Annotated in this window: 23 protein-coding genes; 15 read left to right on the top strand and 8 right to left on the bottom strand. The window is 56.7% G+C overall.

The genetic code is table 11. From position 1 onward, the window contains the following. Nucleotides 1-7 precede the first annotated feature (7 nt). Nucleotides 8-2410, bottom strand: coding sequence for an LPS-assembly protein LptD (locus ATI45_RS17295; RefSeq protein WP_098420872.1), 2403 nt, complete (start codon nucleotides 2408-2410; stop codon nucleotides 8-10). Between the two features lie 220 nt (nucleotides 2411-2630). Between ATI45_RS17295 and ATI45_RS17290 the strand changes: the two genes are divergently transcribed. The 3 genes from ATI45_RS17290 to ATI45_RS17280 are packed head-to-tail and all read left to right on the top strand — an operon-like array spanning nucleotide 2631 to nucleotide 5163. Beyond that, complete coding sequence (locus tag ATI45_RS17290) at nucleotides 2631-3707, top strand: aminoglycoside phosphotransferase family protein (protein WP_098420871.1); 1077 nt, start codon at nucleotides 2631-2633, stop codon at nucleotides 3705-3707. Continuing rightward, entirely contained in the window at nucleotides 3704-4420 is a 717-nt protein-coding gene (gene murU, locus ATI45_RS17285) for an N-acetylmuramate alpha-1-phosphate uridylyltransferase MurU (RefSeq protein WP_098420870.1), read from the top strand. Before ATI45_RS17290 ends, murU begins: the two co-directional genes overlap by 4 nt. Beyond that, nucleotides 4414-5163 carry a molecular chaperone DjlA gene (locus ATI45_RS17280; RefSeq protein ID WP_098420869.1) on the top strand — a complete coding sequence of 250 codons (750 nt, stop codon included), beginning with the start codon at nucleotides 4414-4416 and terminating at the stop codon, nucleotides 5161-5163. Before murU ends, ATI45_RS17280 begins: the two co-directional genes overlap by 7 nt. Nucleotides 5164-5213: 50 nt before the next feature. Here the strand turns inward: ATI45_RS17280 and ATI45_RS17275 are convergent, their stop codons facing one another. Next, nucleotides 5214-6284 carry a DUF3530 family protein gene (locus ATI45_RS17275; RefSeq protein ID WP_228736005.1) on the bottom strand — a complete coding sequence of 357 codons (1071 nt, stop codon included), beginning with the start codon at nucleotides 6282-6284 and terminating at the stop codon, nucleotides 5214-5216. Nucleotides 6285-6450: 166 nt separating this feature from the next. Here ATI45_RS17275 and rpe point away from each other — a divergent pair, with 166 nt between their 5' ends. The 7 genes from rpe to ATI45_RS17240 all read left to right on the top strand — a co-directional run bounded on the left by rpe (nucleotide 6451) and on the right by ATI45_RS17240 (nucleotide 13051). After that, complete coding sequence (gene rpe, locus ATI45_RS17270; protein ID WP_098420867.1) at nucleotides 6451-7137, top strand: ribulose-phosphate 3-epimerase; 687 nt, start codon at nucleotides 6451-6453, stop codon at nucleotides 7135-7137. A gap of 12 nt (nucleotides 7138-7149) precedes the next feature. Beyond that, a complete protein-coding gene (locus ATI45_RS17265) occupies nucleotides 7150-7839 on the top strand; it encodes a phosphoglycolate phosphatase (RefSeq protein ID WP_098420866.1) in 690 nt (229 codons plus the stop codon). 26 nt (nucleotides 7840-7865) lie between these two features. Then, nucleotides 7866-9353, top strand: a complete 1488-nt coding sequence (gene trpE, locus ATI45_RS17260) for an anthranilate synthase component I (RefSeq protein ID WP_098420865.1) — start codon at nucleotides 7866-7868, stop codon at nucleotides 9351-9353. A 15-nt stretch (nucleotides 9354-9368) separates the two neighbouring features. After that, nucleotides 9369-9959 (top strand): anthranilate synthase component II, encoded by a 591-nt coding sequence (locus ATI45_RS17255; RefSeq protein ID WP_098420864.1) that lies wholly within the window; start codon nucleotides 9369-9371, stop codon nucleotides 9957-9959. A gap of 4 nt (nucleotides 9960-9963) precedes the next feature. After that, nucleotides 9964-10992, top strand: coding sequence for an anthranilate phosphoribosyltransferase (gene trpD, locus ATI45_RS17250; RefSeq protein ID WP_098420863.1), 1029 nt, complete (start codon nucleotides 9964-9966; stop codon nucleotides 10990-10992). 42 nt (nucleotides 10993-11034) lie between these two features. Further along, nucleotides 11035-11844, top strand: a complete 810-nt coding sequence (trpC, locus tag ATI45_RS17245) for an indole-3-glycerol phosphate synthase TrpC (RefSeq protein WP_098420862.1) — start codon at nucleotides 11035-11037, stop codon at nucleotides 11842-11844. Between the two features lie 148 nt (nucleotides 11845-11992). Continuing rightward, a complete protein-coding gene (locus ATI45_RS17240; protein WP_228736004.1) occupies nucleotides 11993-13051 on the top strand; it encodes a GGDEF domain-containing protein in 1059 nt (352 codons plus the stop codon). Here the strand turns inward: ATI45_RS17240 and ATI45_RS17235 are convergent. Continuing rightward, on the bottom strand, nucleotides 13041-13661 hold the full coding sequence (locus ATI45_RS17235; RefSeq protein ID WP_098420861.1) for a glutathione S-transferase family protein: 621 nt from the start codon (nucleotides 13659-13661) through the stop codon (nucleotides 13041-13043). The genes ATI45_RS17240 and ATI45_RS17235 overlap by 11 nt on opposite strands. 144 nt (nucleotides 13662-13805) lie before the next feature. Between ATI45_RS17235 and ATI45_RS17230 the strand changes: the two genes are divergently transcribed. The 4 genes from ATI45_RS17230 to modC all read left to right on the top strand — a co-directional run bounded on the left by ATI45_RS17230 (nucleotide 13806) and on the right by modC (nucleotide 17535). Beyond that, nucleotides 13806-14666 carry a substrate-binding periplasmic protein gene (locus ATI45_RS17230; protein ID WP_098420860.1) on the top strand — a complete coding sequence of 287 codons (861 nt, stop codon included), beginning with the start codon at nucleotides 13806-13808 and terminating at the stop codon, nucleotides 14664-14666. A 320-nt stretch (nucleotides 14667-14986) separates the two neighbouring features. Continuing rightward, complete coding sequence (modA, locus tag ATI45_RS17225) at nucleotides 14987-15754, top strand: molybdate ABC transporter substrate-binding protein (protein WP_098420859.1); 768 nt, start codon at nucleotides 14987-14989, stop codon at nucleotides 15752-15754. 21 nt (nucleotides 15755-15775) lie between these two features. Next, a complete protein-coding gene (gene modB / locus ATI45_RS17220; protein WP_007348387.1) occupies nucleotides 15776-16456 on the top strand; it encodes a molybdate ABC transporter permease subunit in 681 nt (226 codons plus the stop codon). After that, nucleotides 16453-17535, top strand: coding sequence for a molybdenum ABC transporter ATP-binding protein (gene modC, locus ATI45_RS17215; protein WP_098420858.1), 1083 nt, complete (start codon nucleotides 16453-16455; stop codon nucleotides 17533-17535). Before modB ends, modC begins: the two co-directional genes overlap by 4 nt. 43 nt (nucleotides 17536-17578) lie before the next feature. On the opposite strand, the gene crp is transcribed toward modC, so the two are convergent. Further along, entirely contained in the window at nucleotides 17579-18220 is a 642-nt protein-coding gene (gene crp, locus ATI45_RS17210) for a cAMP-activated global transcriptional regulator CRP (protein WP_098420857.1), read from the bottom strand. 256 nt (nucleotides 18221-18476) lie between these two features. Here crp and ATI45_RS17205 point away from each other — a divergent pair, with 256 nt between their 5' ends. Beyond that, a complete protein-coding gene (locus tag ATI45_RS17205; RefSeq protein WP_098420856.1) occupies nucleotides 18477-18899 on the top strand; it encodes an OsmC family protein in 423 nt (140 codons plus the stop codon). 20 nt (nucleotides 18900-18919) lie between these two features. Here the strand turns inward: ATI45_RS17205 and ATI45_RS17200 are convergent, their stop codons facing one another. The 4 genes from ATI45_RS17200 to argA are packed head-to-tail and all read right to left on the bottom strand — an operon-like array spanning nucleotide 18920 to nucleotide 24886. Continuing rightward, complete coding sequence (locus tag ATI45_RS17200; RefSeq protein WP_098420855.1) at nucleotides 18920-19786, bottom strand: phosphoribulokinase; 867 nt, start codon at nucleotides 19784-19786, stop codon at nucleotides 18920-18922. A 19-nt stretch (nucleotides 19787-19805) separates the two neighbouring features. Beyond that, entirely contained in the window at nucleotides 19806-20756 is a 951-nt protein-coding gene (locus ATI45_RS23190; RefSeq protein ID WP_323807657.1) for an EAL domain-containing protein, read from the bottom strand. Nucleotides 20757-20759: 3 nt separating this feature from the next. Further along, nucleotides 20760-23567, bottom strand: a complete 2808-nt coding sequence (locus ATI45_RS17195) for a DUF1631 family protein (RefSeq protein ID WP_323807656.1) — start codon at nucleotides 23565-23567, stop codon at nucleotides 20760-20762. 11 nt (nucleotides 23568-23578) lie between these two features. Continuing rightward, nucleotides 23579-24886 (bottom strand): amino-acid N-acetyltransferase, encoded by a 1308-nt coding sequence (argA, locus tag ATI45_RS17190; RefSeq protein WP_098420854.1) that lies wholly within the window; start codon nucleotides 24884-24886, stop codon nucleotides 23579-23581. Nucleotides 24887-24894 lie beyond the last annotated feature (8 nt).

The following is a 24894-nucleotide window of genomic DNA, read 5'->3' as shown; positions in this document are numbered from 1 at the left end:
AATCGTGTTACGGCATGTTGAAGCGGCGGCGTTCGCGCTCATCAAAACCATAAATAGCGTCGGCAATGCTGGTAGAGGCGCCGCCGGTGCCCCCCAGGCCTTTAAGCTGAATCTGGAACAATATACGGCTGTCCAGTTCCTGGTCATCGGTGAAGTAATTCTGGTGTACCACCTGCAGGCTCCAGCAGCAATTATTGTATTCCACTCCCGCCAGCGAACCCACGGTACGGTCCAGATCGGTGTCGTGCACCCAGCGCCCAATCAGGCTCAGGCTGTTGCTGACCGGGAACACCACGCCCACATCGGCCTGTTCCAACTGGGCCACCGCGGTACTGCCCTTGCTGTAGGTGTGACCAACGCTGGCCAGATAGCGGTAATCGCGAGAATGGAAAGTTAACTGACTACGGCCTTCCTCGGTTTGGTTGGCATCCGGATCCCACAGTAAGGAACTGCGAATTTCCAGGGTGTCCAGCGGGCTCAGCACCACTTCAGCCGCCATCGGCGAACGACTGCGGTCTTCTGCGCCAAGCCCAAACAGACTGACGTCGCGATCCTCAAAATACTGGATCTGGCCTAAGCTGAAACGAGCGCGTTCTGCACCGGACAGCAGGTCATTAAAACGGCTGGTCAGTGCCACCGTTAACTGATTGGTATCGCCTACCCTATCGCCCCCGGTAAAGCGATTACGCTGAAACAGTTGGTCAAAGCGGAACGACTTCAAATCCGTGTCAAAATCAGGAATGCGGTTCTGGTCAGCGTCGGCGCCGGCCCAAGCGTAATACAACCGCGGCTCCAGAGTCTGGTTAAACGGTACGTTGAACAGGCTGCTTTGACGATCAAAATACAAGCCGTTATCCCACTCAGCCACGGGAATCGTGCGGTCAAGGTTGCCGCTGCCCAGGGTGTAATCTTCTAGCTGATAGCGAGTATAGTCTACGCTAACGGAGGGTCTGCTATAGCCCCAAAGCGCGCGCATCGGCAGAGCCAGCTCCGGTATCAGGCGAAAGCGCTGGCCATTGGCTCGATCAAGGCCGCTCAGGTTATCATTGTCGCGCTGGAAATAGGTGTACTGACTTTCAACACCCAGCTCCAGGGCGCCGGCATCTGTCAGGCCCGAATACAAAACCTCCGGTAACTGGGCGTAAGGTAGGTTCACATCCTTGATGCGCTCCGCCACCGTCTGATAATCGTTCAGATACGCGTCAAAGTACTGACTGGCATCCTGATAACGCACACCTCCGCGGCGCTGAAGATGAGTCGCCTGGTTGATATCCAGACTGCGATTCAGGTCACTCAGGTAGTCGTCATCGCTGACCACTGAAAAATCACCGTATCCCGTCCAGCCTCGGCCCAAGGCTGCTTCGGTGGTGGCATCCAGCGCCCAGCGCTGGCCGTTTTCGCCCGGGTTTTCATCGCGGAAAAAATTATCGTTATCGATATAACCCAGCTGCAACGAGGTTTCGCCATAGTTACTCAGATAGCGGCCTTCCACTTCGGTAAACAGACCGCGGCCACCAATGAACTGGGGGGTAATGGTAGCGTCGTAGTTGGGCGCCAGGTTCAGGTAATAAGGCAGCGCCACAAAACCACCGCTGCCGGCGTTGGAAGTACCAAATCCCGGATACAGAAACCCGCTCTTGCGACGGTCATCGATGGGAAAACTAACCCAGGGCCAATAAAACACCGGCACATCCAATACTTCCAGCCGCAAATGTTTGGCGGTGCCAAAACCTTTTGCCTGATCCAAACGGATCTCCTGTGCCACAAGGGCCCAGTCATTCTGCTGCGGGCCACAGGTGGTCAACAGCCCCTGGCTGATAAGCACTTCGTTATCGCCGATTCGGGCCAGGCTCTGTGCCTGGCCTCGCATCTCCGGCCCGTGCAGCAAAAAGGTTGCGGTGTTGATGTCCAAGCGACCGCTTTCGACGTTGTAATTAGCGGAATCACCGGTCAGCAAAAAACCGTCACCGCGGCTTGTCAAAGGGCCGGTAATGGCCACCTGGCCCTCTGCCTGGCGGTATCGAGCCTCGGTGCCGGTCACCTGAAAGCTGCCCTGGCGCAGCCGCACGTCGCCCTGCAAGTACAATTCGTTGTCGATTTCGTAGCGCGCCGTCAGGCCGCTGGCTTGCAGTGGCTGCCCGGCACCACTTTGCTGCGATACCATCGCATCGCTGCCTTTAACCGTGTTCCTGCCCGGTAAATAACCACCCTCGCAAAAAGACGGCAGGCGCGCCTGGGCGCTGGCAGGCAATTGCTCGCGCAGCCGCCAATCTATTTCAGCCGCCGATGGCGCCGGTTGTGCTGCCGCAGCCAAACCGCCACAACCCAAGATTCCGCCGCTCAGCAGACAGACCAACGAGCGCGGCAAGCGGCCAAACGAATGCTGCCGTGGGTGATTACGCAATAACACGGTGGCCGTTATCCTGTGGTCAGTGGGTGAGAGAATCGACAGTTTACACGGCGCCCCCCGGCTTGTTAACGGAAACCCCCGCCGGGCGTGCTTAACTTTCTTTCAGTCGCCGTTGCAGCAAGCTTTACTCCAACCGCGGATCTTCGTAGTTTAGTGCTCCAGAAGCCCGCATCCAAGCCGCGGGCACCGGCCTTGCACCCTTTAAGGAAACCCGCGCGCCATGGACCACCGTCTGCAACTGCTGACCTGCTGGGTCAGTCAATTCCCCGGTTTTGCCGACACCGCCGTGGTGCCGGTAGCCGGCGACGCCAGCTTTCGGCGTTATTTTCGGGTATGGCGCAGCGCTGACTGGCAGAAGGTGCAAGGGATTCAAGAAACACAAGGAGCCCGAGCCGATCAGGCATTTATTGTGATGGACGCACCGCCCGAGCACGAAGACTGCCAGCCCTTTGTTACTTTGGCCCAACATTGGCGCAGCCAGGGCGTGAAAGTGCCCGCCATGTTGCAGCAAGATCTGGCCCAGGGCCTTCTTCTGATGGAAGATTTTGGCGATCGCCTGTTGCTGGGGCAGCTCAACACGGCTAACACAGACAAACTTTACGGCAACGCACTGGCAGAACTTCTGCGCATTCAACAACTGCCCGACAACCCTGACTACCCGCTGGCGGCTTATAGCAACGATTTACTGGATAGGGAAATGGCACTGTTCCGCGACTGGTTGCTTCAGCGCCAGCTAGGGCTCGAGCTGAACGACAGCGATCTTGCCATGTTAAACGCCACATTTACCCTGCTGCGAAAAAGCGCCAGTGCACAGCCAAGGGTGCCAGTGCACCGTGACTACCACTCCCGCAATCTGCTGGTAACGGGTATTGATGATCGCCCCGGCGTCATCGATTTTCAGGATGCGGTCATGGGGCCTGTCACTTATGATCTGGTGTCGCTGCTTAAGGACTGCTACGTGCAGTGGCCCCACGAGCGCGTGGAAACCTGGCTAGAAAACTATCGCCAGAGCAGTCTTAACGCCGGCCTGCACAGCGCGGATGCGGCTACGTTTCACCAATGGTTCGAGCTGATGGGTATGCAGCGCCACCTGAAAGCCGCGGGTATTTTCGCCCGCCTGGCGCTACGCGATGGCAAGCCGGACTACCTCAATGACATTCCCCGCACACTTGGATACCTGTGCAGTGCGAGCGCCCGCCAGCCGGCCTTGCACACCTTCCATGACTGGCTGTTGAGCACTGTGGTGCCGCCAGTGGAAGCCACCTTGGGCCCCGTGCCCGGCGCGCACCAGCCATGAAGGCTATGATTCTGGCCGCGGGCAAAGGCGAGCGCATGCGCCCGCTGACCCTGCACACACCAAAACCGCTGCTGCAGGCCGGCGGGCAACCGCTGATTTACTACCACCTGCAGCGCCTCGCGCGCAGCGGTTTCAGTGACGTGATTATCAACCTGGCCTGGCTTGGCGAGCAGATCGCAGAGGTACTGGGCAAGGGTGACGCCTTTGGCCTGAAGCTGAGTTATTCCCGCGAAGGCGAACCACTGGAAACCGCCGGCGGCATTGTGCGCGCGCTGCCCATGCTGACCGACGCCGACGATGACTGGTTTGTGGTGATTAACGGCGACATCTGGTGCGATTTCGATTTGCGCGAATTAAAACCACCCGACAATGCCGACGCGTTGCTGGTGCTCACCGACAACCCCGCACACAACCCGCAAGGGGACTTTGCGCTGGAACCTGATGGCCGAATCGGCTGTGATCAAACCACGCCCAGGCTGACATTTACCGGCGTTAGCCTGCTTAACCGCCGGCTGTTTGCAGGGTTAACAGACCAATCAGGCAAACTCGGGCCGTTATTACAACAGGCCGCCGCGGCGAATCGGGTAAAAGGCGTCCATCATGGCGGTCAATGGCTGGATGTAGGCACACCGGTACGTCTCAGCTGGCTTGACCAGCAGTTGCGCGCGCCAGATTCTCGAGGTTCTCGAGATTCGCGAGGTTTCCAATGGTAAAAAGACGCCCGGCATCGCGGCGGCTCGATCACGCCCTGCGCTATCTCCTTCCGCGACTGACACACTGCCAGAGTCAGGCTGAAGAACTGCTTGAGCAACAGCGGCTGCCGCTTTTCGGTAAGCGCTATCTGTTCTTTTTTCTCGGCCATATTGCCAAGGCAGAGGGCATTGTTGGTAAGGCCGACATTCACTACGCCGAAGCGTTGATGGCCGCACTGAACTTGAATCGGCGCCAGCGTAAGCGCGCCGCTCACTGGTTTACCCAAGGCAAAACCACCGGTCAACTTGGGCCGTTGAAGGCTTGGTGGCTAAAAATGGTTACGCCCTTATTGGCACAGCGGGCTGTCATGTTGGCCATTTGCCTGTGCCACAGCGCACAGCTGCATGGCCGGCCATCACAGGCGCGACGTTACCGCTGTGAAGACGCCATAGTGCAGAGTGGTTTACCGGTAGGCGTAAGCGATGACATATTTGACCATTACGCGGCCCAGGTGTGGCCGCAAGCGACGATTCTGCCCCCGGCACCGAAAAGCTACCAGGACGCCTGCGAGATTCTGGGCATTACCCGCCACGATTCTCTACAAGAGGCCAAACGTATCTGGCGCCGCAAGGTTTCTTCAATACATCCGGACAAACTCGCCCAGCAACAACTGACCCGCGCCGAACTGGCGGCCGCAAAAGAACGCCTGCTGCGCTATCAGCAAGCCTGGGAGTTCATTAAACAACGCCATAAGCCATTATAATGGTGATGCCGTAACTCGTTCGGCCGCTGCGCCTGGCGCCAAGCCGTCTGCTAATCCATAGCAGGCTTGCTATCCGCTTTTATCCACGCCTCCAGGCGGCTGGCCAAAGCGTCACCTTGCCGCGCTTGCACAGGCTCTTGCACCGCTACTCGCTGGCGCTGGTAATGCGCAACCTCAACCTGGTTCATAACGGTCGTGCGCTGCATCGCGCTCTGTGCCCGGTTGCCGCGCACCGCCTGCACATCTAACACACGTAAGCGGGGGGTTTCGGTAAAACGTTCTGCCAGTTCTTTAAGGTCACGGGGATAAAACCTGGGCAACAGCCAAACCAGACCCGCACTTTCAGCCAGTTCTGGCAACGCAGTGGCAAAATTGGCGCCCCGGCCAACGCCCACAAGCACCACTTGCTGGTAACCCTCGCGTTTCAGATAGCCAACGGCCGCCCGTAACTGCGCAGCCACCTCCTGCCGATACTGCAACTCCGCCTCAGACAACTCGGTGCCCGCTACTACGTCAATCAGCAAGGGGTCTGGATTTGCGCTTGAATTTGCGTTTGAGGACGCCCCGGCAGCTTGGGCCCCCACCGGCTGTGGCACCTGGCCTTCCTCTGCTGCGGGTACCGCGGGCGATGCTTCAGGCAGCGGCAGTTCGCGCTCCATCACCTGTTTCAATCCACCCGTCGGCGCACGCAGGCCCAGCGTCAGAGCTGTCAGCCCCCGATCAGCCAGGCCGCCGGCAAGGGCGGTCACAAAGCCTTCGCCAGCGTTATGGCCTTCATCTGCCAGCACCACAACGCCAGTGGTTGCTGCATTTTTCAATGGCGTGAAAACCAGCGACAGCACAGAATTCGGTGTGCCGTCGGCGCCATCAACCTCTAGCCACACAGCAGACTGAGGCCACTGCTGCAACAGCGCCATGGTGCCCTGACCGGTTACCACGCTGGCCCGTTGTGACCGGGCGTCAGCTGGCACAGCTGCTTTATCGTCAGGGTTGGCATTTGGCTCCGCAGCCTCATCGGCAACGGCGACGTCACCACTGGCCTGAACCGCATCGGCAGGCTCGTCTTGCGCTTGCACCAAAGCCGTGGCCAACAACACCAATAACCCAATAAATAACAACAAACGATTATCCATCACTTACATTGCCACCCATTGCGCTCTCACGCTGCGAAAAACCCTTGTGAGCTGATAGACTAGCAGCCGCAGCCGTGCACAGCAGCAATAACAGCCACAGCACTAACCATACCGAAATGCCGGAACCGATCCGGCCGACAGCCAGAGGCGAACCATGAATCCGTACCTGATCGCACCCTCCATCCTTTCTGCCGATTTTGCCCGTCTGGGCGAGGAAGTCGACAACGTATTGGCCGCCGGTGCCGATGTGGTGCATTTTGATGTTATGGACAACCATTACGTGCCCAATCTGACCATCGGCCCCATGGTTTGCGAGGCGTTGCGCAAACACGGCGTTACGGCGCCCATTGACGTCCACCTTATGGTGTCTCCGGTGGACGACCTGATTCGCAAGTTCATAGATGCCGGCGCCAGCTATATCACCTTCCACCCGGAAGCGTCCCAGCACGTGGACCGTTCTTTGCAACTGATCCGCGATGGCGGCTGCAAGGCCGGACTGGTGTTTAACCCTGCAACGTCGCTCCAGTACATGGACTACGTAATGGACAAACTCGACATGGTTCTGCTGATGTCGGTAAACCCGGGCTTTGGCGGCCAGAAGTTCATCACCGGCACTCTGGATAAACTGCGCGAAGCGCGCAAGCGTATAGACGCCAGCAATTACAATATCCGCCTGGAAATAGACGGTGGAGTAAAAACCGACAATATTCGCGAAATTGCCGAAGCGGGTGCCGATACCTTTGTTGCCGGTTCGGCCATTTTCAGTACCGATGATTACAAGGCCACCATCGACGCCATGCGCGCCGAACTTGAACACGCCAGTAAAACTCTGGGCTTTTAAACGGAACCTGCCATGACTCTGAAAAGTCTTTTTAACGCACGCTGGCCAGCCGCCGCCCTGTTTGATCTGGACGGAACCCTGGTCGACAGCGCGCTGGACCTGGCCGCTGCCGTTGACCAAACCCTGGAACGGCTGGATCGCCCCCCTACCGGCATTGATCAGGTGCGCCAGTGGGTAGGCCACGGCGCCGCGATATTGATTCGGCGCGCTCTGGCGGGTAAAGCCGACTGGCAACCGGCCAGCGCCGCAGATGAAGCCCTATTCGAAGAGGCTATGGCGCTGTTCTTCCAGTACTATGAAACAGCCAACGGCCAGCATGCCAAAGTGTATCCAGGCGTAATCGACTGCCTGAATCGATTGCGGCAAATGAACTGCCCGATGGCGATCGTCACCAACAAGCCCGAGCAGTTTGTTGCGCCCTTGTTGAAACAGCTGAAACTCGACGGTTATTTTCAGCTAATTGTTGGCGGCGACACTCTGGCCAACAAAAAGCCCGACCCGGAACCCCTGCTGTACGCCATGGAAAAACTGAACGGCCAACCAGCCACTACGGTAATGGTCGGCGACTCGGCCGCCGATGTGCAGGCCGCCAAAGCCGCGGGAATTCCGTGCGTGGCCGTCACCTACGGCTACAATTTTGGCAACCCCGTGCAGGCACTGGGAGCCAATGCCGTGGTTGATTCCCTGAGCGAGCTTTTGTAACCTCGCAGACTATAGGAAGCCCGATCATGACCCCCGAACACTTCAGCGAGCTGGCACAAGCCGGCTACAACCGCATCCCCGTGTACCGTGAAGTACTGGCGGATATGGATACCCCGTTAAGCACCTACCTAAAACTGGCTAGTGGGCCCTATTCCTACCTGTTTGAATCCGTTCAAGGAGGAGAAAAATGGGGCCGTTACTCCATCATCGGCTTGCCCAGTCAGGAAGTATTGAAAGTTTTCGATCACCGTATTGAAATCCGCCGCCATGGCGAACTGGTAGAAAGCAGCCAGGTAGAAGATCCACTGGCTTTTATCGCCAGCTATCAGGAACGTTTCCACGCCCCGGATCTGGCTGAACTGCCGCGCTTCAACGGTGGCTTGGTGGGCTATTTTGGCTACGACACCGTTCGCTACATTGAAAAGCGTTTGGCTAACAGCTGCCCGCCAGACCGCATTGGCACCCCCGATATTCTGCTAATGGTGTCTAACGAACTGGTGGTGTTCGATAACCTGCGCGGCAAACTGCATCTGATTGTGCACGTAAACCCGGCAGACGACGGCGCCTTTGAACAGGCCCAGAAGCGCCTGGATCAACTGGAACAGCAGTTACGCCAAAACACCGCGCAAGCGCCGAAAACCCCGGATCACCTGCGCGGCAAAACCGTGGATGAAAGCGAATTTATGTCCGGCTTCAGTCAGGAAAAATTCGAAGCAGCCGTGGGCATAATCAAGGACTACGTTCTGGATGGCGACGTAATGCAAACCGTCATCTCCCAGCGCATGTCGGTTCCATTTGAAGCACCGCCACTGAACCTGTATCGCTCACTCAGGGTATTGAACCCCTCTCCATACATGTACTTTCTGGATCTGGACGATTTCCACATTGTGGGTTCATCACCGGAAATTCTGGCGCGCATGGAAGACCGCGAAGTGACCGTGCGGCCCATCGCCGGCACCCGCAAACGCGGCGCCACCGAAGCTGAAGACTGCGCCCTGGAAGCCGAACTGCTGGCTGACCCAAAAGAAATTGCCGAACACCTGATGCTGATTGACCTTGGCCGCAACGACGCGGGCCGCGTATCGGAAACCGGCACCGTGCGGCTGACTGAAAAAATGGCAGTTGAGCGCTACTCCCACGTGATGCACATCGTCTCGAACGTCACCGGCCAGGTAAAAGACGGCATCAGCTGCCTGGATGTATTAAAAGCGACCCTACCCGCCGGCACCTTGAGCGGCGCGCCAAAAACCCGCGCTATGGAAATTATCGACGAGCTGGAGCCGGTCAAACGCGGCGTGTATGGCGGCGCCGTGGGCTATTTGTCGTTCAACGGCAACATGGACACCGCCATCGCCATCCGCACCGCGGTGATCAAAGACAACACCCTGCACATACAGGCCGGCGCCGGCATAGTCGCGGATTCTGTACCGCGTCTGGAATGGAAAGAAACCATGAACAAAGGCCGCGCCATTTTCCGCGCCGTCGCCATGACCTACAACGACTTTGACCACTAAGGCGAGGGACAGATTATGCTTTTGATGATCGACAACTATGATTCTTTCACCTACAACGTGGTGCAGTACCTGGCCGAGCTGGGTGCCGACGTGCAGGTACATCGCAACGACGAAATCACCGTGGAGCAGATTGAAGCCCTGAACCCAGAACGGCTGGTGATTTCCCCCGGCCCCTGTACCCCCAGCGAAGCCGGTATATCTATGGACGTTATCCGCCATTTCGCCGGCAAAATTCCGATACTGGGCGTCTGCCTGGGCCACCAGGCCATCGGCCAGGTGTTCGGCGGCCAGGTGATTCGGGCCGGCCGAGTGATGCACGGCAAAGTGTCCCCGGTTTACCATCACAGCAAAGGCGTATTCCGCGGCCTGAACAACCCACTGCAAGCCACCCGCTACCACAGCCTGGTGATTGAACAGGCCACCCTGCCGGAATGCCTGGAAGTGACCGCTTGGACCCGCAACAGCGACGGCAGCGTGGAAGAAATTATGGGTGTGCGCCACAAAACCCTGGCCATCGAAGGCGTGCAGTTTCACCCTGAGTCCATCATGAGCGAACAGGGCCACGAACTGCTGCGCAACTTTCTGCGAACCGAACAAAAAGGCTGATGTAATGGACATGAAAGACGCACTGAACCGGGTCGCTGAAAATCTCGACATGTCCCGTGACGAAATGAAACAGGTGATGCGTATCGTCATGAACGGCGAAGCCACCAACGCCCAGATTGGTGCCCTGCTGATGGGCCTGCGCATGAAGAGCGAAACCGTGGATGAAATTACCGGCGCGGTAGAAGTCATGCGCGAACTGGTGTCCAGTGTAAACGTCAGCGCCGAACCGTTGGTCGACATCGTTGGCACCGGCGGCGACGGCGCCAACCTTTTCAACGTCTCTTCTGCGGCCGCCTTTGTTGTGGCTGCGGCCGGCGGCTTCGTCGCCAAACACGGCAACCGCGCGGTGTCCTCAAAAAGTGGCAGCGCCGATCTGATCGAACAGGCCGGTATTAATTTGAGCCTGACGCCAGAACAGGTCGCCCGCTGCGTGGAGCAGGTCGGCGTTGGCTTTATGTTCGCCCCGGCCCACCACGGCGCTATGAAACACGCCGTCGGCCCGCGCAAGGAACTGGGCTGCCGTACCCTGTTTAACATCCTCGGCCCGATGACCAACCCCGCCGGTGTAAAACGCCAGTTGGTGGGTGTTTTCAGCAAAACTCTGTGCCGCCCTGTGGCCGAAGTACTGCAAAAACTTGGCTCTGAACACATCATGGTGGTGGCCTCGAAAGACGGCCTGGACGAAATTAGCCTGGCCAGCACCACACACGTGGCCGAGCTGAAAAACGGCGAAATTATCGAATATGAAATAACTCCGGAAGACCTGGGCATAAAAAGCCAAACCCTGTCTGGTTTAACCGTTAACACCGCCGAAGAATCTCTGGCCCTGATCAAGGCCGCCTTTGGCCGGGACCACACCGAAAGCGCTGAAAAAGCCCGCGACATGATCGCCCTGAACGCCGGCGCCGCTATTTATATTGCTGGGATGGCACCCACAGCCAAAGAAGGCGTACAACTGGCCCTGGACGCCATCGGCTCCGGTAGGGCCAACGGTAAACTGACCGAACTGGCAACGTTTTCCCAGTGCTTTTAAGCAAAATGAACAGCAGATCAGCGCAAATACGGAACCAAAAAAATGAAAGAACAGAACGACAAAACGCCCACCATCTTGCGCAAAATCGTCGACAGAAAATGGCAGGAAATCGAACAGCGCCAGCGCACCGCCAGTCTTGCTGACCTCAAAGCACGAGCCGGCGACCAGCCCGGCACCCGCGGTTTTGCCAACGCCCTGCGCCAGCGCATAGAAGCCTCAAAACCTGCGGTGATCGCCGAAATCAAAAAAGCCTCGCCCAGCAAGGGCATACTGCGTGACCCATTCGAGCCGGCGCAGATTGCCGAAAGCTACGAAAAAGGCGGCGCCACCTGCTTGTCTGTGCTCACCGACCACGACTTCTTCCAGGGCCACGAAGATTACATGGTGGCCGCTCGTAACGCCTGCAGCCTTCCCGTTATCCGCAAAGACTTCATGGTATCGCCCTACCAGGTTTACGAATCCCGCAGCATCGGCGCCGATTGCATATTGCTGATTGCCGCCTGCCTGACCAAAGGCCAGATGCAGGAGCTCGAAGGCATCGCCCACGAGGTAGGCCTGGACGTGCTGGTAGAAGTTCACAACAGCGAAGAAATGGACGACGCCCTTACCCTCAGCACCCCGCTGGTGGGCATCAACAATCGCGACCTACACAGCTTTGAGGTATCGCTGGAAACCACCTTCAACCTGCACCAGCGCATTGGCCCAGAGCGACTCGCCATCACCGAAAGCGGAATTATGACCCGCGCCGACGTCGAAACCATGACCGGCCGCGGCATTTATGGTTTTCTAATTGGCGAGTCCTTCATGCGCGCACCTGACCCGGGAGCCAAGCTGCAGGAACTGTTTGCATAGACCTTTTCGCAATGCTCGCTAACGCGGTGTATTCAACGGACGCAGTTCGACCAAAAAATGGATATTTGAGGTTGTAACGGGCAGGTATTTGCTGAACTATTATAAGTATACGCCTACCCGTGAACGCTGTTCACAAGGATGAACTGTCGTGGATTTTCGCCGCACGCCCATACCCCCGCAGTGGCAATCCGCATATGAGGGTTTTCTGCGCCAGGTTGAGAAACAGCTCGCACTGATTGCCGGGTGGTTGATCACAGTCATTCTCGTGATTTATCAGGTTAACCCCAGTCAGCGCGGCATCTACGGAAATATTCACATCATCGAAACCTTGCTGCGGGCACCGGTACTGCTGGTGGCTCTGTTTACGTTGTTTGTTCACTACACGAAAAAGCCCAAGGTAAACCCAGGCTTGCTGCTGCGCGTAATAGCGCTGTCGGTGATGGGCCTGTCACTGTCGCTATTTGTGGTGCACGCACTTTACAGCCCTGACACTCTGTACCAGATGTCCAATGTCTTGATGATCGGTTTTTTTGGTGTGTCCATTCTTTCAGTACGCGGTCTGGAGCAGTGGTGGATGTTTTTTGTCATCCCTTTGACGCTGTTCTTTGCGGCCCTGGCCATTATGGGCCTGGAATTCAAACAGCTCCTACCGTTTCTGTTTGACCCGCTGGTGATGATTTTTGTGGGCATAGTCGTCAGCGGTTCTCTCAGCCAGCTGCGGCGATCCGAGTTTCTAATCCGGCAGCAGCTCAAAAGCCTGGCGTCGACCGATCAGCTAACCGGACTGCTCAACCGCCACGCTATTCATATATCACTCAAACAGATGGTTGCTCGCCATGCCCGCCACGGACACCCGTTCAGCCTGATTCTGGGCGATCTGGACATGTTCAAGCGAGTTAACGACAACTATGGCCATTATGTGGGCGACGAAGTGCTGATTGAAACCGCTCAACGACTGAAAAATCATGTGCTCGCTGGCGATATTGTTTGCCGCTGGGGCGGAGAGGAATTATTGGTTCTTCTGCCAGACACCGAACTGGACAACGCACTGGCGGTCGCTGAAAAACTGCGCGTTGCGGTTGGTGGCCCTGCCATGACAGCGGGTTGTATCTTGCCAAGCAGAACGGCCGCAACCGCGTTGAAAGTGTCGAGCTGGACATTCACCTTGCGATGGCAGCAACCACCCCCGAAACTTTTTAAACGCTAGCGGAAGGCCGTGCTTTTATGCGATCAAACCAGGCCTGCAAATTCTTGTGTTCTGCCGCGATACGGATATTCACCACCCGCGCAAAGGCAACGGTGGCAAACGCGTTGATATCCGCAGCCGTAAAACGATCGCAGCAAATGTAGTCTTTGCCCGCCAAGTGCTCATCCAGAAAAGCCATGAACGACACCACCGCCTTGCCACAGTCCTCGCCCCATTCTTTAATCGGATTCATGCGATCACTGAAATACCCGCTGGTGTGCTGGAAACACATGCCTGTGGGCATAAAAAAGTAAAAATCTATCCAGCGCAGCCACTGCTCAATCAGTGTTTTCTCCAACGCCGTGTCGCCCAATAATGTGGGCGAATCAGGGTAGCTTTCCTCAAAATAACGGCAAATAGCCATGGTCTCGGCCACCGCAGTGCCATCGCCCAATTCCATTACCGGCACTTTTTTGAACGGATTGCGGGCGGCAAATTCGGGCGTCAGATTTTCGCCTTTTTGCAGATCAATTTCTACAAATTCAGCCACGTCCATCAGGCCCTTTTCCGCCATGAACATACGCACACGCCGTGGGTTGGGTGCGGTTTTTGTTTCGAAGATTTTTATCATTATGAATACCTCTGACCAGTGAATATATCAGACCGAAAGCCTGGGAAGATTGGCCGGCTATCGCGGTTTCGTCAAGCACTCTCCAGCACGACAACACTGCAATCACCCGCTAAACTGCGATAACAGTCACAGCGGTCACACCCTATGAGCATCCGGCATCCGGTTTTCTTTTTGCTTATCAGTTTGTTTAGCAGCACTTTTTTGCCAACGGCTGCGTTGGCTTATTCGCACCCCAGTGAACAGCTCGCGCTGCCCAAGATCATTGTATTAGCCGCTGACCCATGGTGCCCCCACAACTGCGACGCCGGCTCGAGCCGCGAAGGCTATATGGTTGATATTGCCCGCCAAGCCTTTGCGCTTCAGGGCATTGACGTCAGCTATGTAAATATGAGCTGGGCCCGAGCTTTGCAACAGGCCCAAACCAATCACATTGACGGCGTGATTGGGGCGTTTAAGGGCGATGCCAAAGATTTCGTCTATCCAAAGGAATCTCTGGGGCTCTCGGAAACTCTGTTTTTCACCCATCAAAACAGCGAATGGACGTATCAAGGGCTACCTTCGCTGGAGAGTTTAACACTGCTGACAATCGTTAATTATTTCTATGCTCCGGACATTAACGCCTACATACACGAACATCGGGAGAATCAGGATCGCATACTGGAGCTCTCAGGGACGAAACCCCTGCCACAAGCGCTGGCGCTGATTCATGAGCAGCGCGCGCAATTGCTGCTGGAGGACAGCCAGGTCATGGCCTGGGCACTTCAGAGTGAGCGAAACCCACCAGAACTAAGAAGCGCCGGCAAAGTTTACAGCGCGCCAATTTACGCAGCGTTTTCCCCTTCCAGCCCACACGCCGAAGAGTTAGCCCGGATACTCAGCGATGGCGTACGCCACCTGCGTGCCACCGGCGACCTCAAGCGCATTTATGAGAGCTATGGCTTGGGTGATGACTGGAAAGCGCGGATAGTTTCGCCCGAAGGGGCACTCAACAACAGCTCGCCGTGATCACCAAAGCGCGCCTGGTTTACATTCATAAGCAACTTTAGAAAATAATGCTGGCGCAGGCGCTTAAAAAAAGCGCAGAGCTGACCGCCCCTGCGACTGTTAAAAGTCTTTTAAATTTCATTCCATTACCCTATCTTTAGGCGAATTTGATGGCCTCATATTAACGTGCCAACCGCACTTGTGCTGATTTCTTGCCAAACCGTCATAGGCAAACTTTCATACCCTAACTGTCATACTCAAACAGCGGCGACGCCGAAACCCGCTTGAGCCAAACTCGATGCGCAGCTTGTTTTATCCACCAGAATATAGAGACTCATTGCATGTTTACCTTCAGCCGCCTGATTTCACGCTCACTTACTGCTGCGCTACTGTTCTTTGCTGCCAACCTTGCCGGCGCCGAGCCGTTACGCATTGCGGTCGCTGCTAACTTTACCGACACCACTCGTGACCTGATTGCGTTGTTTGAGCAAACCACCGGCCATTCAGTTGCCGCCAGTTACGGCTCCACCGGTAAGCTTTATGCCCAGATCGAGAACGGCGCGCCCTTCGATGTGTTTCAAGCAGCAGACAGTGAGCGCCCGCAAATGCTTGAAAACAGCGGTGGCGCCGTTGCCGGTAGCCGTTTCACCTACGCCCGTGGCAGACTGGCGTTATGGAGCCCGGAACCCGATGTGTTTACGGACCCGGAAAGCTGGCTCGCAACCGCTGACTTCAAACGCCTGGCCATTGCCAATCCGAAAACCGCGCCTTATGGTCTGGCCGCGCAGCAGGTATTAAGTCATATGAGCCTGTGGGATAGCCTGCAACCGCGCCTGGTGCGCGGTGACTCAATCGCACAGACCTTTCAGTTTGTGGCCACCAGCAATGCTCAGGCGGGCTTTGTGGCGCTGTCTCAGGTGAACGCCTGGCAAAACAGCAATGGCACACTGTGGGTGGTACCACAGCAGATGTACGCGCCCATCGACCAGCAAGCGGTGCTACTGAATCACGGCAAAGACAAGCCTGTTGCGCGCCAGTGGCTGGAATTTTTACGCAGCCCGCAAGCGCTAAAAATTATAAAAGACTACGGTTACGACATTCCCGACTGACGCGAACACAGGCCCGCAACGATGATGGCAACTTACTGGGAGCCCGTGTGGCTGACCCTGAAACTGGCGACCATGACCACCTTGATACTGGCGGTGGTGGGCACGCCGATTGCCTGGTGGCTGGCCCGCAGCCAACACTGGCTGCGCCAGCCTATTGCTGCTGTGGTGGCACTACCGCTAGTACTGCCGCCTACCGTTCTGGGATTCTATTTATTGCTGCTGATGGGGCCAAAAGGCGTTGTCGGGCAACTTACCGAACAGCTGGGCCTTGGACTGCTACCATTCACCTTTGAGGGATTGGTGGTGGCGTCGGTGATTTACTCACTGCCGTTTACCGTGCAACCCCTGCAAAACGCCTTTATCGGCATCAACAATCAGCTTCTGGAAGTGGCCGCTACGTTACGAGCTTCGCCCATGGACCGATTCTTTACCGTGGTGATGCCACTGGCCCGCCCGGGATTTTTGACCGCCGCCGTGCTCACCTTTGCCCATACTATTGGCGAATTTGGCGTGATACTGATGATTGGCGGCAATATTCCGGGGGAAACCAAAGTGTTGTCAGTGGCCATCTACGACCACGTTGAAGCCATTGAATACACCCAGGCCCACTGGCTCGCCGGCGGTATGGTGGTGTTCTCGTTTGTGGTGTTGGTGGCGCTGTATTCACTGAATGGCCGCGTGCACTCGGGTATGATGAAATGAGCGCAAATAATACTATTCTGGCGCGCTTTCACTGCCACATTGGTGACTTTACCCTGAATGTGAATCTGGATTTACCGGGCAGCGGATTAACCGCGCTGTTCGGGCACTCCGGCTGCGGCAAAACCACCCTGTTACGTTGCATTGCCGGCCTGCAACCTGCCAACGGTGAATTGGTGGTGAACGGTGACACCTGGCACAACGCCCATGAAAGTCGCGCCGTGCATCAGCGCCCGCTGGCTTACGTGTTTCAGGAGACCTCATTGTTTCCGCATTTGTCGGTAGAGCGCAACCTCAACTACGGTTACCGCCGGGTGCCCGTTAGCCAGCGCCGGATTCAGTTTGACCAAGCGGTAGAATGGCTGGGGCTGGCGCACCTGCTGGAGCGTATGCCGCAAAAGCTGTCGGGCGGTGAGCGCCAGCGGGTGGCTATCGCCCGCGCCCTGCTGACCAGCCCCCAGTTGCTGCTGATGGACGAGCCATTGTCGGCACTGGATCAGGCCAGCAAGCGGGAAATACTGCCCTACCTGGAACGCCTGCGTGACGCTCTCGCCATGCCAATTTTGTACGTGTCCCACTCGGTGGCTGAAGTCGCCAGGCTGGCAGATCACGTTGTTATGCTGAACCAGGGGCAGGTAACGGCCAGTGGGTCTCTGCAACAGACCCTGGCGCGCACAGATCAGCCCTTTGGTTTGGAAGAAGGCGCTGCCATTATTCTGCGGGCCCGCATTACCACTCAAGATACCCAGTGGCATCTGAGCCTTGCGGAATTTGACGGCGGCCAACTGTGGCTTCCCAGCGAGCCGCGCATTTCGGTAGGCAGCGATGTGCGGGTTCAGGTACTGGCAAAGGATGTCAGCCTGGCGCTCAGCGCCAATCATGACCAGAGCATCCAGAATCTGATCTACGGCCGGATCGATGAAATTGCAGAAGAAATAAGCCCGGGCACGTCGCTGGTGCGGGTGCTCGCCGGCAATACGCCATTTCTGGCGCGTTTAACCACCCGTTCCGTACACGCTCTGGAACTCACCCCGGGCAAACCCATATGGCTGCAGATAAAAGCGGCGGCTCTGGCTGACTGATCGGCCCGTTTGGCCAACGTTAGAGTCAAGGCCGGGAAACGACTCAGCGAGTACCGTGAACCACCATGGTCTTGCCTTTTGCCCGCACCAAGACCTGCTCTTCCAAGGTTTTCAATACCCGGCCAACCATTTCACGGGAGCAGCCCACAATGCGGCCAATCTCTTGCCGGGTAATCTTGATCTGCATACCATCCGGATGGGTCATGGCGTCTGGTTGCTTGCACAGGTCTAGCAGGGTGCGAGCAACCCGGCCGGTAACATCCAGAAACGCCAGATCGCCCACTTTGCGAGTGGTCTCACGCAGGCGCGATGCCACCTGCTCGCCAATGAAATACAAAACCTTTGGGTCCTGCTGGGCAATCTCGCGAAATTTTGTGTAACTGATTTCCGCCACTTCGCACTCGGTTTTGGCTTTCACCCAGGCACTACGGCAATCCAGGTTGTCAAACAGCCCCATCTCGCCAAAGAAGTCGCCGACGTTCAGGTAGGCCATGATCATTTCACGCCCGTTTTCATCCTCAATAATCACCGTTACTGAGCCCTTCACAATGAAAAACAGCGAGTCGCTCTTGTCACCCGCGTAAATGATGGTGCTTTTTGCCGGGAAACGGCGGCGATGACATTGCGACAGGAAATAATCCAGATGCTTGGTACGATCATCAATAGGCTTCAAAATTGTGGCCATGGCGTGGGCGGCACCTCCGTGAAAATTAGCACTAAGGTATCTTGGCCTGATCATAGCGCTATTTTAATAAATTTTTCATCCTTAACTCACTTCAGCGCCTCCGTGATAGCAACAACCGCCGGCACGGTCAAGTTCACGCGTATGCTGGCTATGAGTCAATTATTGCCGGTGCTGTGACTTCTCCCGCTCTGTGCTAGCATCCTGCCCATTCATTTTCATTAGATTAACACTCAATAAAACCTGCGGAGAGCTTGTGATGAAAGCAACCATCGACTGGACCGGCGAAGCCAGTTTCAAAGCAACCAGCGCCAGCGGCCACAGCGTTCAACTAGACGGACCGCCAGACCTCGGGGGCCAGAATCGCGGCCCGCGGCCAATGGAAATGGTACTGATGGGGCTGGGCGGATGTTCGTCGTTTGATGTCATGAGCATTCTAAAAAAAAGCCGTCAGGACGTCACTGCCTGCCACACCGAACTAAGCGCGGAACGAGCCGACGCGGTGCCGGCGGTGTTCACAAAAATCCACCTGCACTTCGTAGTGACCGGCAACAACCTTAAAGATAACCAGGTAGCACGGGCGGTGGCTCTATCTGCCGAAAAGTACTGCTCGGCGTCGATCATGCTGGCCAGCGGCGGGGTAGAAATTACCCACAGCCATGAAGTGCATCAGGCCAGCTAACGTGTTCACTTTGAACAGCGTCAGGCGAAGGCTTTCTGTGCCATCAGCCGTTGCACCATAGGCCGCACAATCAGCTCCATGGCCAGGCTCATTTTGGTACCGGGAATTGCCAGGGTGTCGTGGCGCGACAACACGCTGTTGGGAATCACCTGTAGCAGATAGGGGAAATCCACCTCGCGGGCGTCGCGGAAGTGAATCACCAGCATGCTTTCGTCTTCAGTGGGTACATCACGCACCACAAACGGGTTGGATGTATCCACCAGGGGCACCCGCTGGAAGTTAATGTGGGTATGGGAAAACTGCGGCACTATGTCATGAACGTAGTCGTTCATGCGGTTAAGAATCGTTTCAACCACCGCTTCCTGACTGTAGCCACGTTTATGGGTGTCGCGGTGGATTTTCTGGATCCATTCCAGATTTACAATCGGCACCACGCCAATCAACAGGTCAACGTATTGGGCGATGTTAAAGGCATCGCTGACCACGCCACCGTGTAAGCCTTCGTAAAACAGCAAGCTGGTTTCGGGCGGCAGGTCCTGCCAGGGTGTGAAGCTGCCGGGTTTATTGCCCTCTGCCACCAGCGCAAAGTCTTCATCGTGCACGTACTGGCGGTAGCGCCCGTTACCAGTCAGGCTGTAATCGTAAAACAGCGACTCCAGGCGGTCGATGTGATTGGCACCCAGGGCAAAGTGATTGCGGGCACCGAACTGCCCTTTGGCCGCCAGCCGCGCCATCTGCTCACGAGTATAACGGTGGAAACTGTCGCCACCCACCATGGCGGCGCTCAGGCCCTCGCTGTCGAACATGCGGCGAAAAATCCGGCCGGTGGTGCTAGTGCCGGCACCGGATGAACCGGTAACGGCAATAATAGGATGGCGTTTCGACATAAACTTCTGGCTTCCGCGGTTATACCAGGCTGTCGAGCATGCCGGGCCTTTCAATGGCTGTACCCTGAGCGTAATCCACACCTAGCTGCACTAGCAATGCCAGCAGCTCGCGTGACTCTACTTGAGTTACAATCACCTCGCGCTCCAGATAATGCGCCATTTCCACCATCGAACGTAACATGGTCTGATCGCTCTGGCTGTTGGCGAGATTCGCCGTCAGCGCGCTGTCGATTTTCAGCATGTCTACCGGCAGCGACCGCAATGTCTGAAAGGAGTCCGGGCCATTGCCCATATTACCCAAGCAAAAACAGCACCCAAGCTCTTTCATTTCACGCACGAATCCCGCCAGCGCTGCCATATCGCGAACCGCCGAGGCTTCTGTGATTTCGAAGCACAAACGCTCGATGGGTGCTTCACGTTCGCTCAGCTTCTCGTAAATAAACTCCAGCAGCGCTGGATCATTCAGTGAATGTCCAGACAGATTGATGACAACGCCACCAAATTGCGGTAAGTCATCGGCCTTGTGCTCCAGCCAGTCGAGCATGGAGCCCAGCACCCAGCGGTCCAAAGCCTGAATCTGGTCGTGGCGCTCAGCCAAACGAATAAAGTCTTTACCGCCAACCAGATTGCCGTCGTCATCGTAAACGCCGGTCAAGACATCGTATTGGGTCAGCCTGCGGGTTTCGGGATGCAGCGGGATAATCTTCTGGCATCGCAGCAACAGACGCTCCTGCTGCTGACCTTCCAGACTGGCCACTTTTGCCGCGACTTTTTGTTGCTGGGCCTTCTCTGCGGGCGCAGGCCGATATTCCGCAACGGTCTCTCGCGTGCTGCCACTTTCGCGCAGTGTCTGCTCCGCGACTTCCAACCAGAAATGAGGATTCAACAGCGTTTCCAGCTGCGGCACCAGAGCTGCGCCCAACTCCAGAACGAACAGTGCCTCTCGCAGTATCGGTCGCAGTACTGACACCTGTCAGCTTAGCTCGCGGGTCAGGGCCATGGCATCCTCTGCCGGCAGCAACAGCGCAAACTGTGCGCCTGACAGGCGCGCAATCGGAGTGTCTTCAGCACAGCACGCAGACAAAATAGCCGCAATTTGCTGCAGCAAGGCGTCGCCTGCTTGCTCGCCGGCACTGTCATTGAACTTACTGAAGTTTCGCAGACTCAGCCGCAACAGGGTTCGCGGCGTTTGCCAGCAGGTCAATTGCTGATCCAACTGGCGCTCGAACTCGCGCTGCTCCAATAAGCCGGTCAGCTCATCGTGGCTGGCGGCGCTGGTCAGCTGGTCATACACTTTACACACCATACGGTCCAGGCCCTCGTCCACCAAAGGCCGCTGATAGTGTGGGTCTGGCACAACATGGCCCTGGCGCATTTTATCCGCCAGCGTATCCAGTTCCAGCTCTACCACCCGCATGCCCTGATGGTTCACAAACACCAGACGCTGGAAATCACGGGCAATCCACACCAGGCGAATATAAAACAGCTCGTTAGACGGGTGTTGGTCACGCAGCCAGTCACCGGTGTGCAGCTCTTGGACGCGCTTGCGCCAACGTTGCGCCTGCTCTGGCAGGGTGCGCAGACGCGACGGCGCTGCGGGCGCTTCCGGTATAGCCACCAACTCTGGCGCCGATTTTGGATCGCGTACCAGAAACTGGCGCAGTTCGTCACGAATCTGAGCAGACGGCAAGTGACTGCTTGAAATAGAGGACAAGCCATCCTGAATGGTGCGCAGCAACTCCGGCAGGTTAATCTCGCTATCCGGGTCTTTAGTAAACAGCACCAGAGAATCCACTGCACCCAGATAATCGTGCCATAGCTTGCTATCTGGCCCATGGCGGATCCAGGTTAGCGACAACAAATCACGCCAACCGCCGGCCAGAAGGCTATTAAGCGCTTTCGGCACGGTTTTACCCGCCAACCGGGCCTGCAGAGTGTCTTCTACGGCCTGTTTAGACTCGGCAACTTTTTGTGCGCCTTCAGCAGCCGCCTTGACCCGCTCAACATTGCGCTGACACACCCGCTTCTGACGCTCTATCAGCTCTTCCGCTACGCGCTCAAATACGCCCAGGTCGTGCTCGAAGCCGGTCACAATAGACTGAATTAATTCTTCCACCCGGCGTTGAATAACCGGATTGACCTTGCTGCCGCGGCTGCCAAGCTGGGCCAAACGGTTAAGCACACCGCGAACCGGGCTTTGCTGGTCTTCAAAAAAGTCCGGATCACGCATCACCACTTTCAACACTGGAACTTCCAGTTGGCGCAGGTGGCGATGAGTGGAGTCGTCCAGTTTCGGGCTCTCGCGCAGGCTTTCGAAAAAACGGTCAACCACATCCACGGCACCCTGCTTTTCGGTATCAAGCTTGCCCTGACCGTCTGCGCGCACCTTGCTGATCACGCGCTCCCGCAAACTGGCGGCGCTATCGTTGGCAGGCAAAGCCACGGTCTGCAGCTGCTGCAGTTGTTGCTGCAACTGGACGCTGCTTAGGGGCGGAGCGTTCGCCGGGAACTCATCGCTTCGCACCTGGCTTTGCGCAGCGCGACTGCTAGCCAGAGTATCTAGCAGGCTGCGCACCGTGCTGAACGCGTGGCGGGCAAGCCGGGCGTGCTCCTGAAATTGAACGGATTTCTCGCCAGAACCGGGCTCTGGCGCGGATCGAAACTCTGCCGCCGGCTTTGGCTGTGTTTGCGAATGTGCCCCAGACTCCAAACTGGCAACAGTCTGCTGTGCTGATCGCTCGGCTGGTTTGCTCGCTTCAAATGCTGATTCGCTACGCTGGACATCAGCCAGGTATTTAGTCAGGTCCAGATCGGGCAAAACGCCTTGGCGGATCAATATGTTATTTAGCTCCGCATAAAGCGGTTCCAGCTGTTGCAGAACGGTGTGTTCGAACACACCAAAGGCAACTTTTTCGACCTCGCGAGACATTCGCAGGGGAGCCAGCCCATCCCGCAATGATTCGCAGACCAGTGAAGGACCAAGCGGATTGGTATGGCCAGTCGCATTTGCAACGTTCAGGCTGTCCAGACGCAACTTCAACTGCAACAACGGACCTCGGTAAAGCGTGTCCGCCTTCGTTATCATCACCCGCAGGCTGAGCCAGTCTTCAAATTCGCTCTTGTCGACCACCGCCAGAGAGCCAGCTGGCCCCGCTTTGGATACCGGCTTTAGCGGAGATTCCAGACTTTTTGCCATTTTCTGCCACACTAAGCGTTGGCGGCTATTCAACTGACCAGAGGCGTCCATCAGTTCGTTAGACAGCTGGTTGTTACCCGCCTCGCGGGCGTGAGCCTGAAGCGCAGCAACGGTTTGATTCAGGCACTCCTGCATTAAAGGGTCAATAAACTGCACCACGGCTTTGGCGCACTGGTGCAGCACAAACTGCACCCGCTCGCTGGGTGCACGCAAATGGGCATAGCCTTCCAAACGTGCGCCACTGCACTGCTGCAACATGGCACTGACGGCCACGGCGTTGGCCTCCACAAAACAAACGCCCATGGCACGTTCAACGCGATGGCGCATCTGTACCTGTAACTGATGGCGCTGGCCCGACACCCAGGAACTGTCCGAGCCACGAAAACGCACCAGCAGGCTTTGCCCGTCCGCGTCACCCAAAGCCGCATCAAGCTTTTGGGAAACCGCTTGGGAATAGCGGATAAACAAGCCTTCCGCACAAAAATCGGCGATTTGGCACGGCCAATTTTCACCGCGCCCCAAATCCAGTTGGGCCGCAAGTTTTATGGGTTTTCTGGGGCTACTGCGTCGTTCTGTAGATTCCATGAACTCGTTACTCAAAGAGCTTTACAAAAAACTTTGGAGTTGCGCTGGGTGTTGTAAACCGCCAGTCTCGGGCCCGGCAGCGACTGTACCGGCATCGCTTTGAAATCCCGCTCGCGAAACCAGTGCTCGGTTTGCGTGGTCAGCACAAACAGACGCTGCAAACCCTGAGCACGAGCCTGCTGCTCAATCATCGCCAGTATTTCATCGCCGCGTCCGGCGCGGCGGTAATTGGGGTCAACTGCAAAACACGACAGCTCGCCGGCGTCATCTTGGCCGTAGGGGTAAAGCGCGGCACACCCCACAATGGTGCCATCGCGTTCGGCCACCACAAAACGGCCAATTTCGGTTTCTAGCATTTCTGGCGAGCGCCGCACCAGAATCCCCTGCTCTTCCAGCGGATAAATCAGATTGGTAATACCCCCCACGTCTTCTACCCTGGCAGCTCGGATCTGCTCGTAAGTGTCGCCACTGACCAGCGTACCGGAACCGTCACGGGTAAACAGTTCCTTGAGCAGCGCACCGTCGTCCAGATAGCTGATGATGTGGGCGCGGCGCACACCCTTGACACAAGCATCGCAAGCCGCTTTTAATAGCTCGGCATCGTGGCCTGTCACCTGGCCCGCACTCAACTGGTCGGCTGCCTGAGCCGCAGATAATTCACGCACCAGCGTTCCGTCCTCCGTCAGCAGGCCGGGGTCGTCGATAAAAATCATCAGCTTTTCAGCGCGCAAAGCGGCGGCTACCTGGCTTCCAACGTCTTCGTAGGACAGATTAAAAACGTCACCGGTGGGGGAGAAACCCATGGGCGGCAACAACACGATCTGGCCCTGGTCGAGCAGCTTTTCGATACCGGAAACATCAACGCGCCGAACCTTGCCGGTATAACCAAAATCGACACCGTCTAATACGCCAACCGGTTTAGCGGTCACATAGTTGCCGCTGCACACCCGTATGCGTGCATTGTGCATGGGCGAGCTGACCAGGCCCATAGACAACTGGCTCTCTATGTATGCCCGTAATCCGCCTATGGCTTCCATCACCAGCGGCAAGTGCTGTTCGGTGGTTACCCGCAAGCCGCGGGCAAAGGTGGACTCAAGGCCCGCGTCTTGCAGCCGTTGTTGTATCTGGGAGCGGGCACCGAACGCTACAACTAATCGCACGCCCAAGCTGCTCAGCAAGGCAATATCGTGAACGATATTGATGAAATTTTCCTGGCGGATGGCATCGCCCGGCAGGGTCAGTACCACGGTACGGCCGCGGTGTGCATTAATGTAAGGCGACGAATGGCGAAAGCCGTGCAACCAGCCGTTAGCGTTCAATTCAAATC

The sequence above is a fragment of the Marinobacter sp. LV10MA510-1 genome (assembly GCF_002563885.1).
Classification (GTDB): Bacteria; Pseudomonadota; Gammaproteobacteria; order Pseudomonadales; family Oleiphilaceae; genus Marinobacter.
The sequence above is the reverse complement of the archived record's forward strand: the minus strand, read 5'-3'. Positions and strand labels throughout refer to the sequence as shown.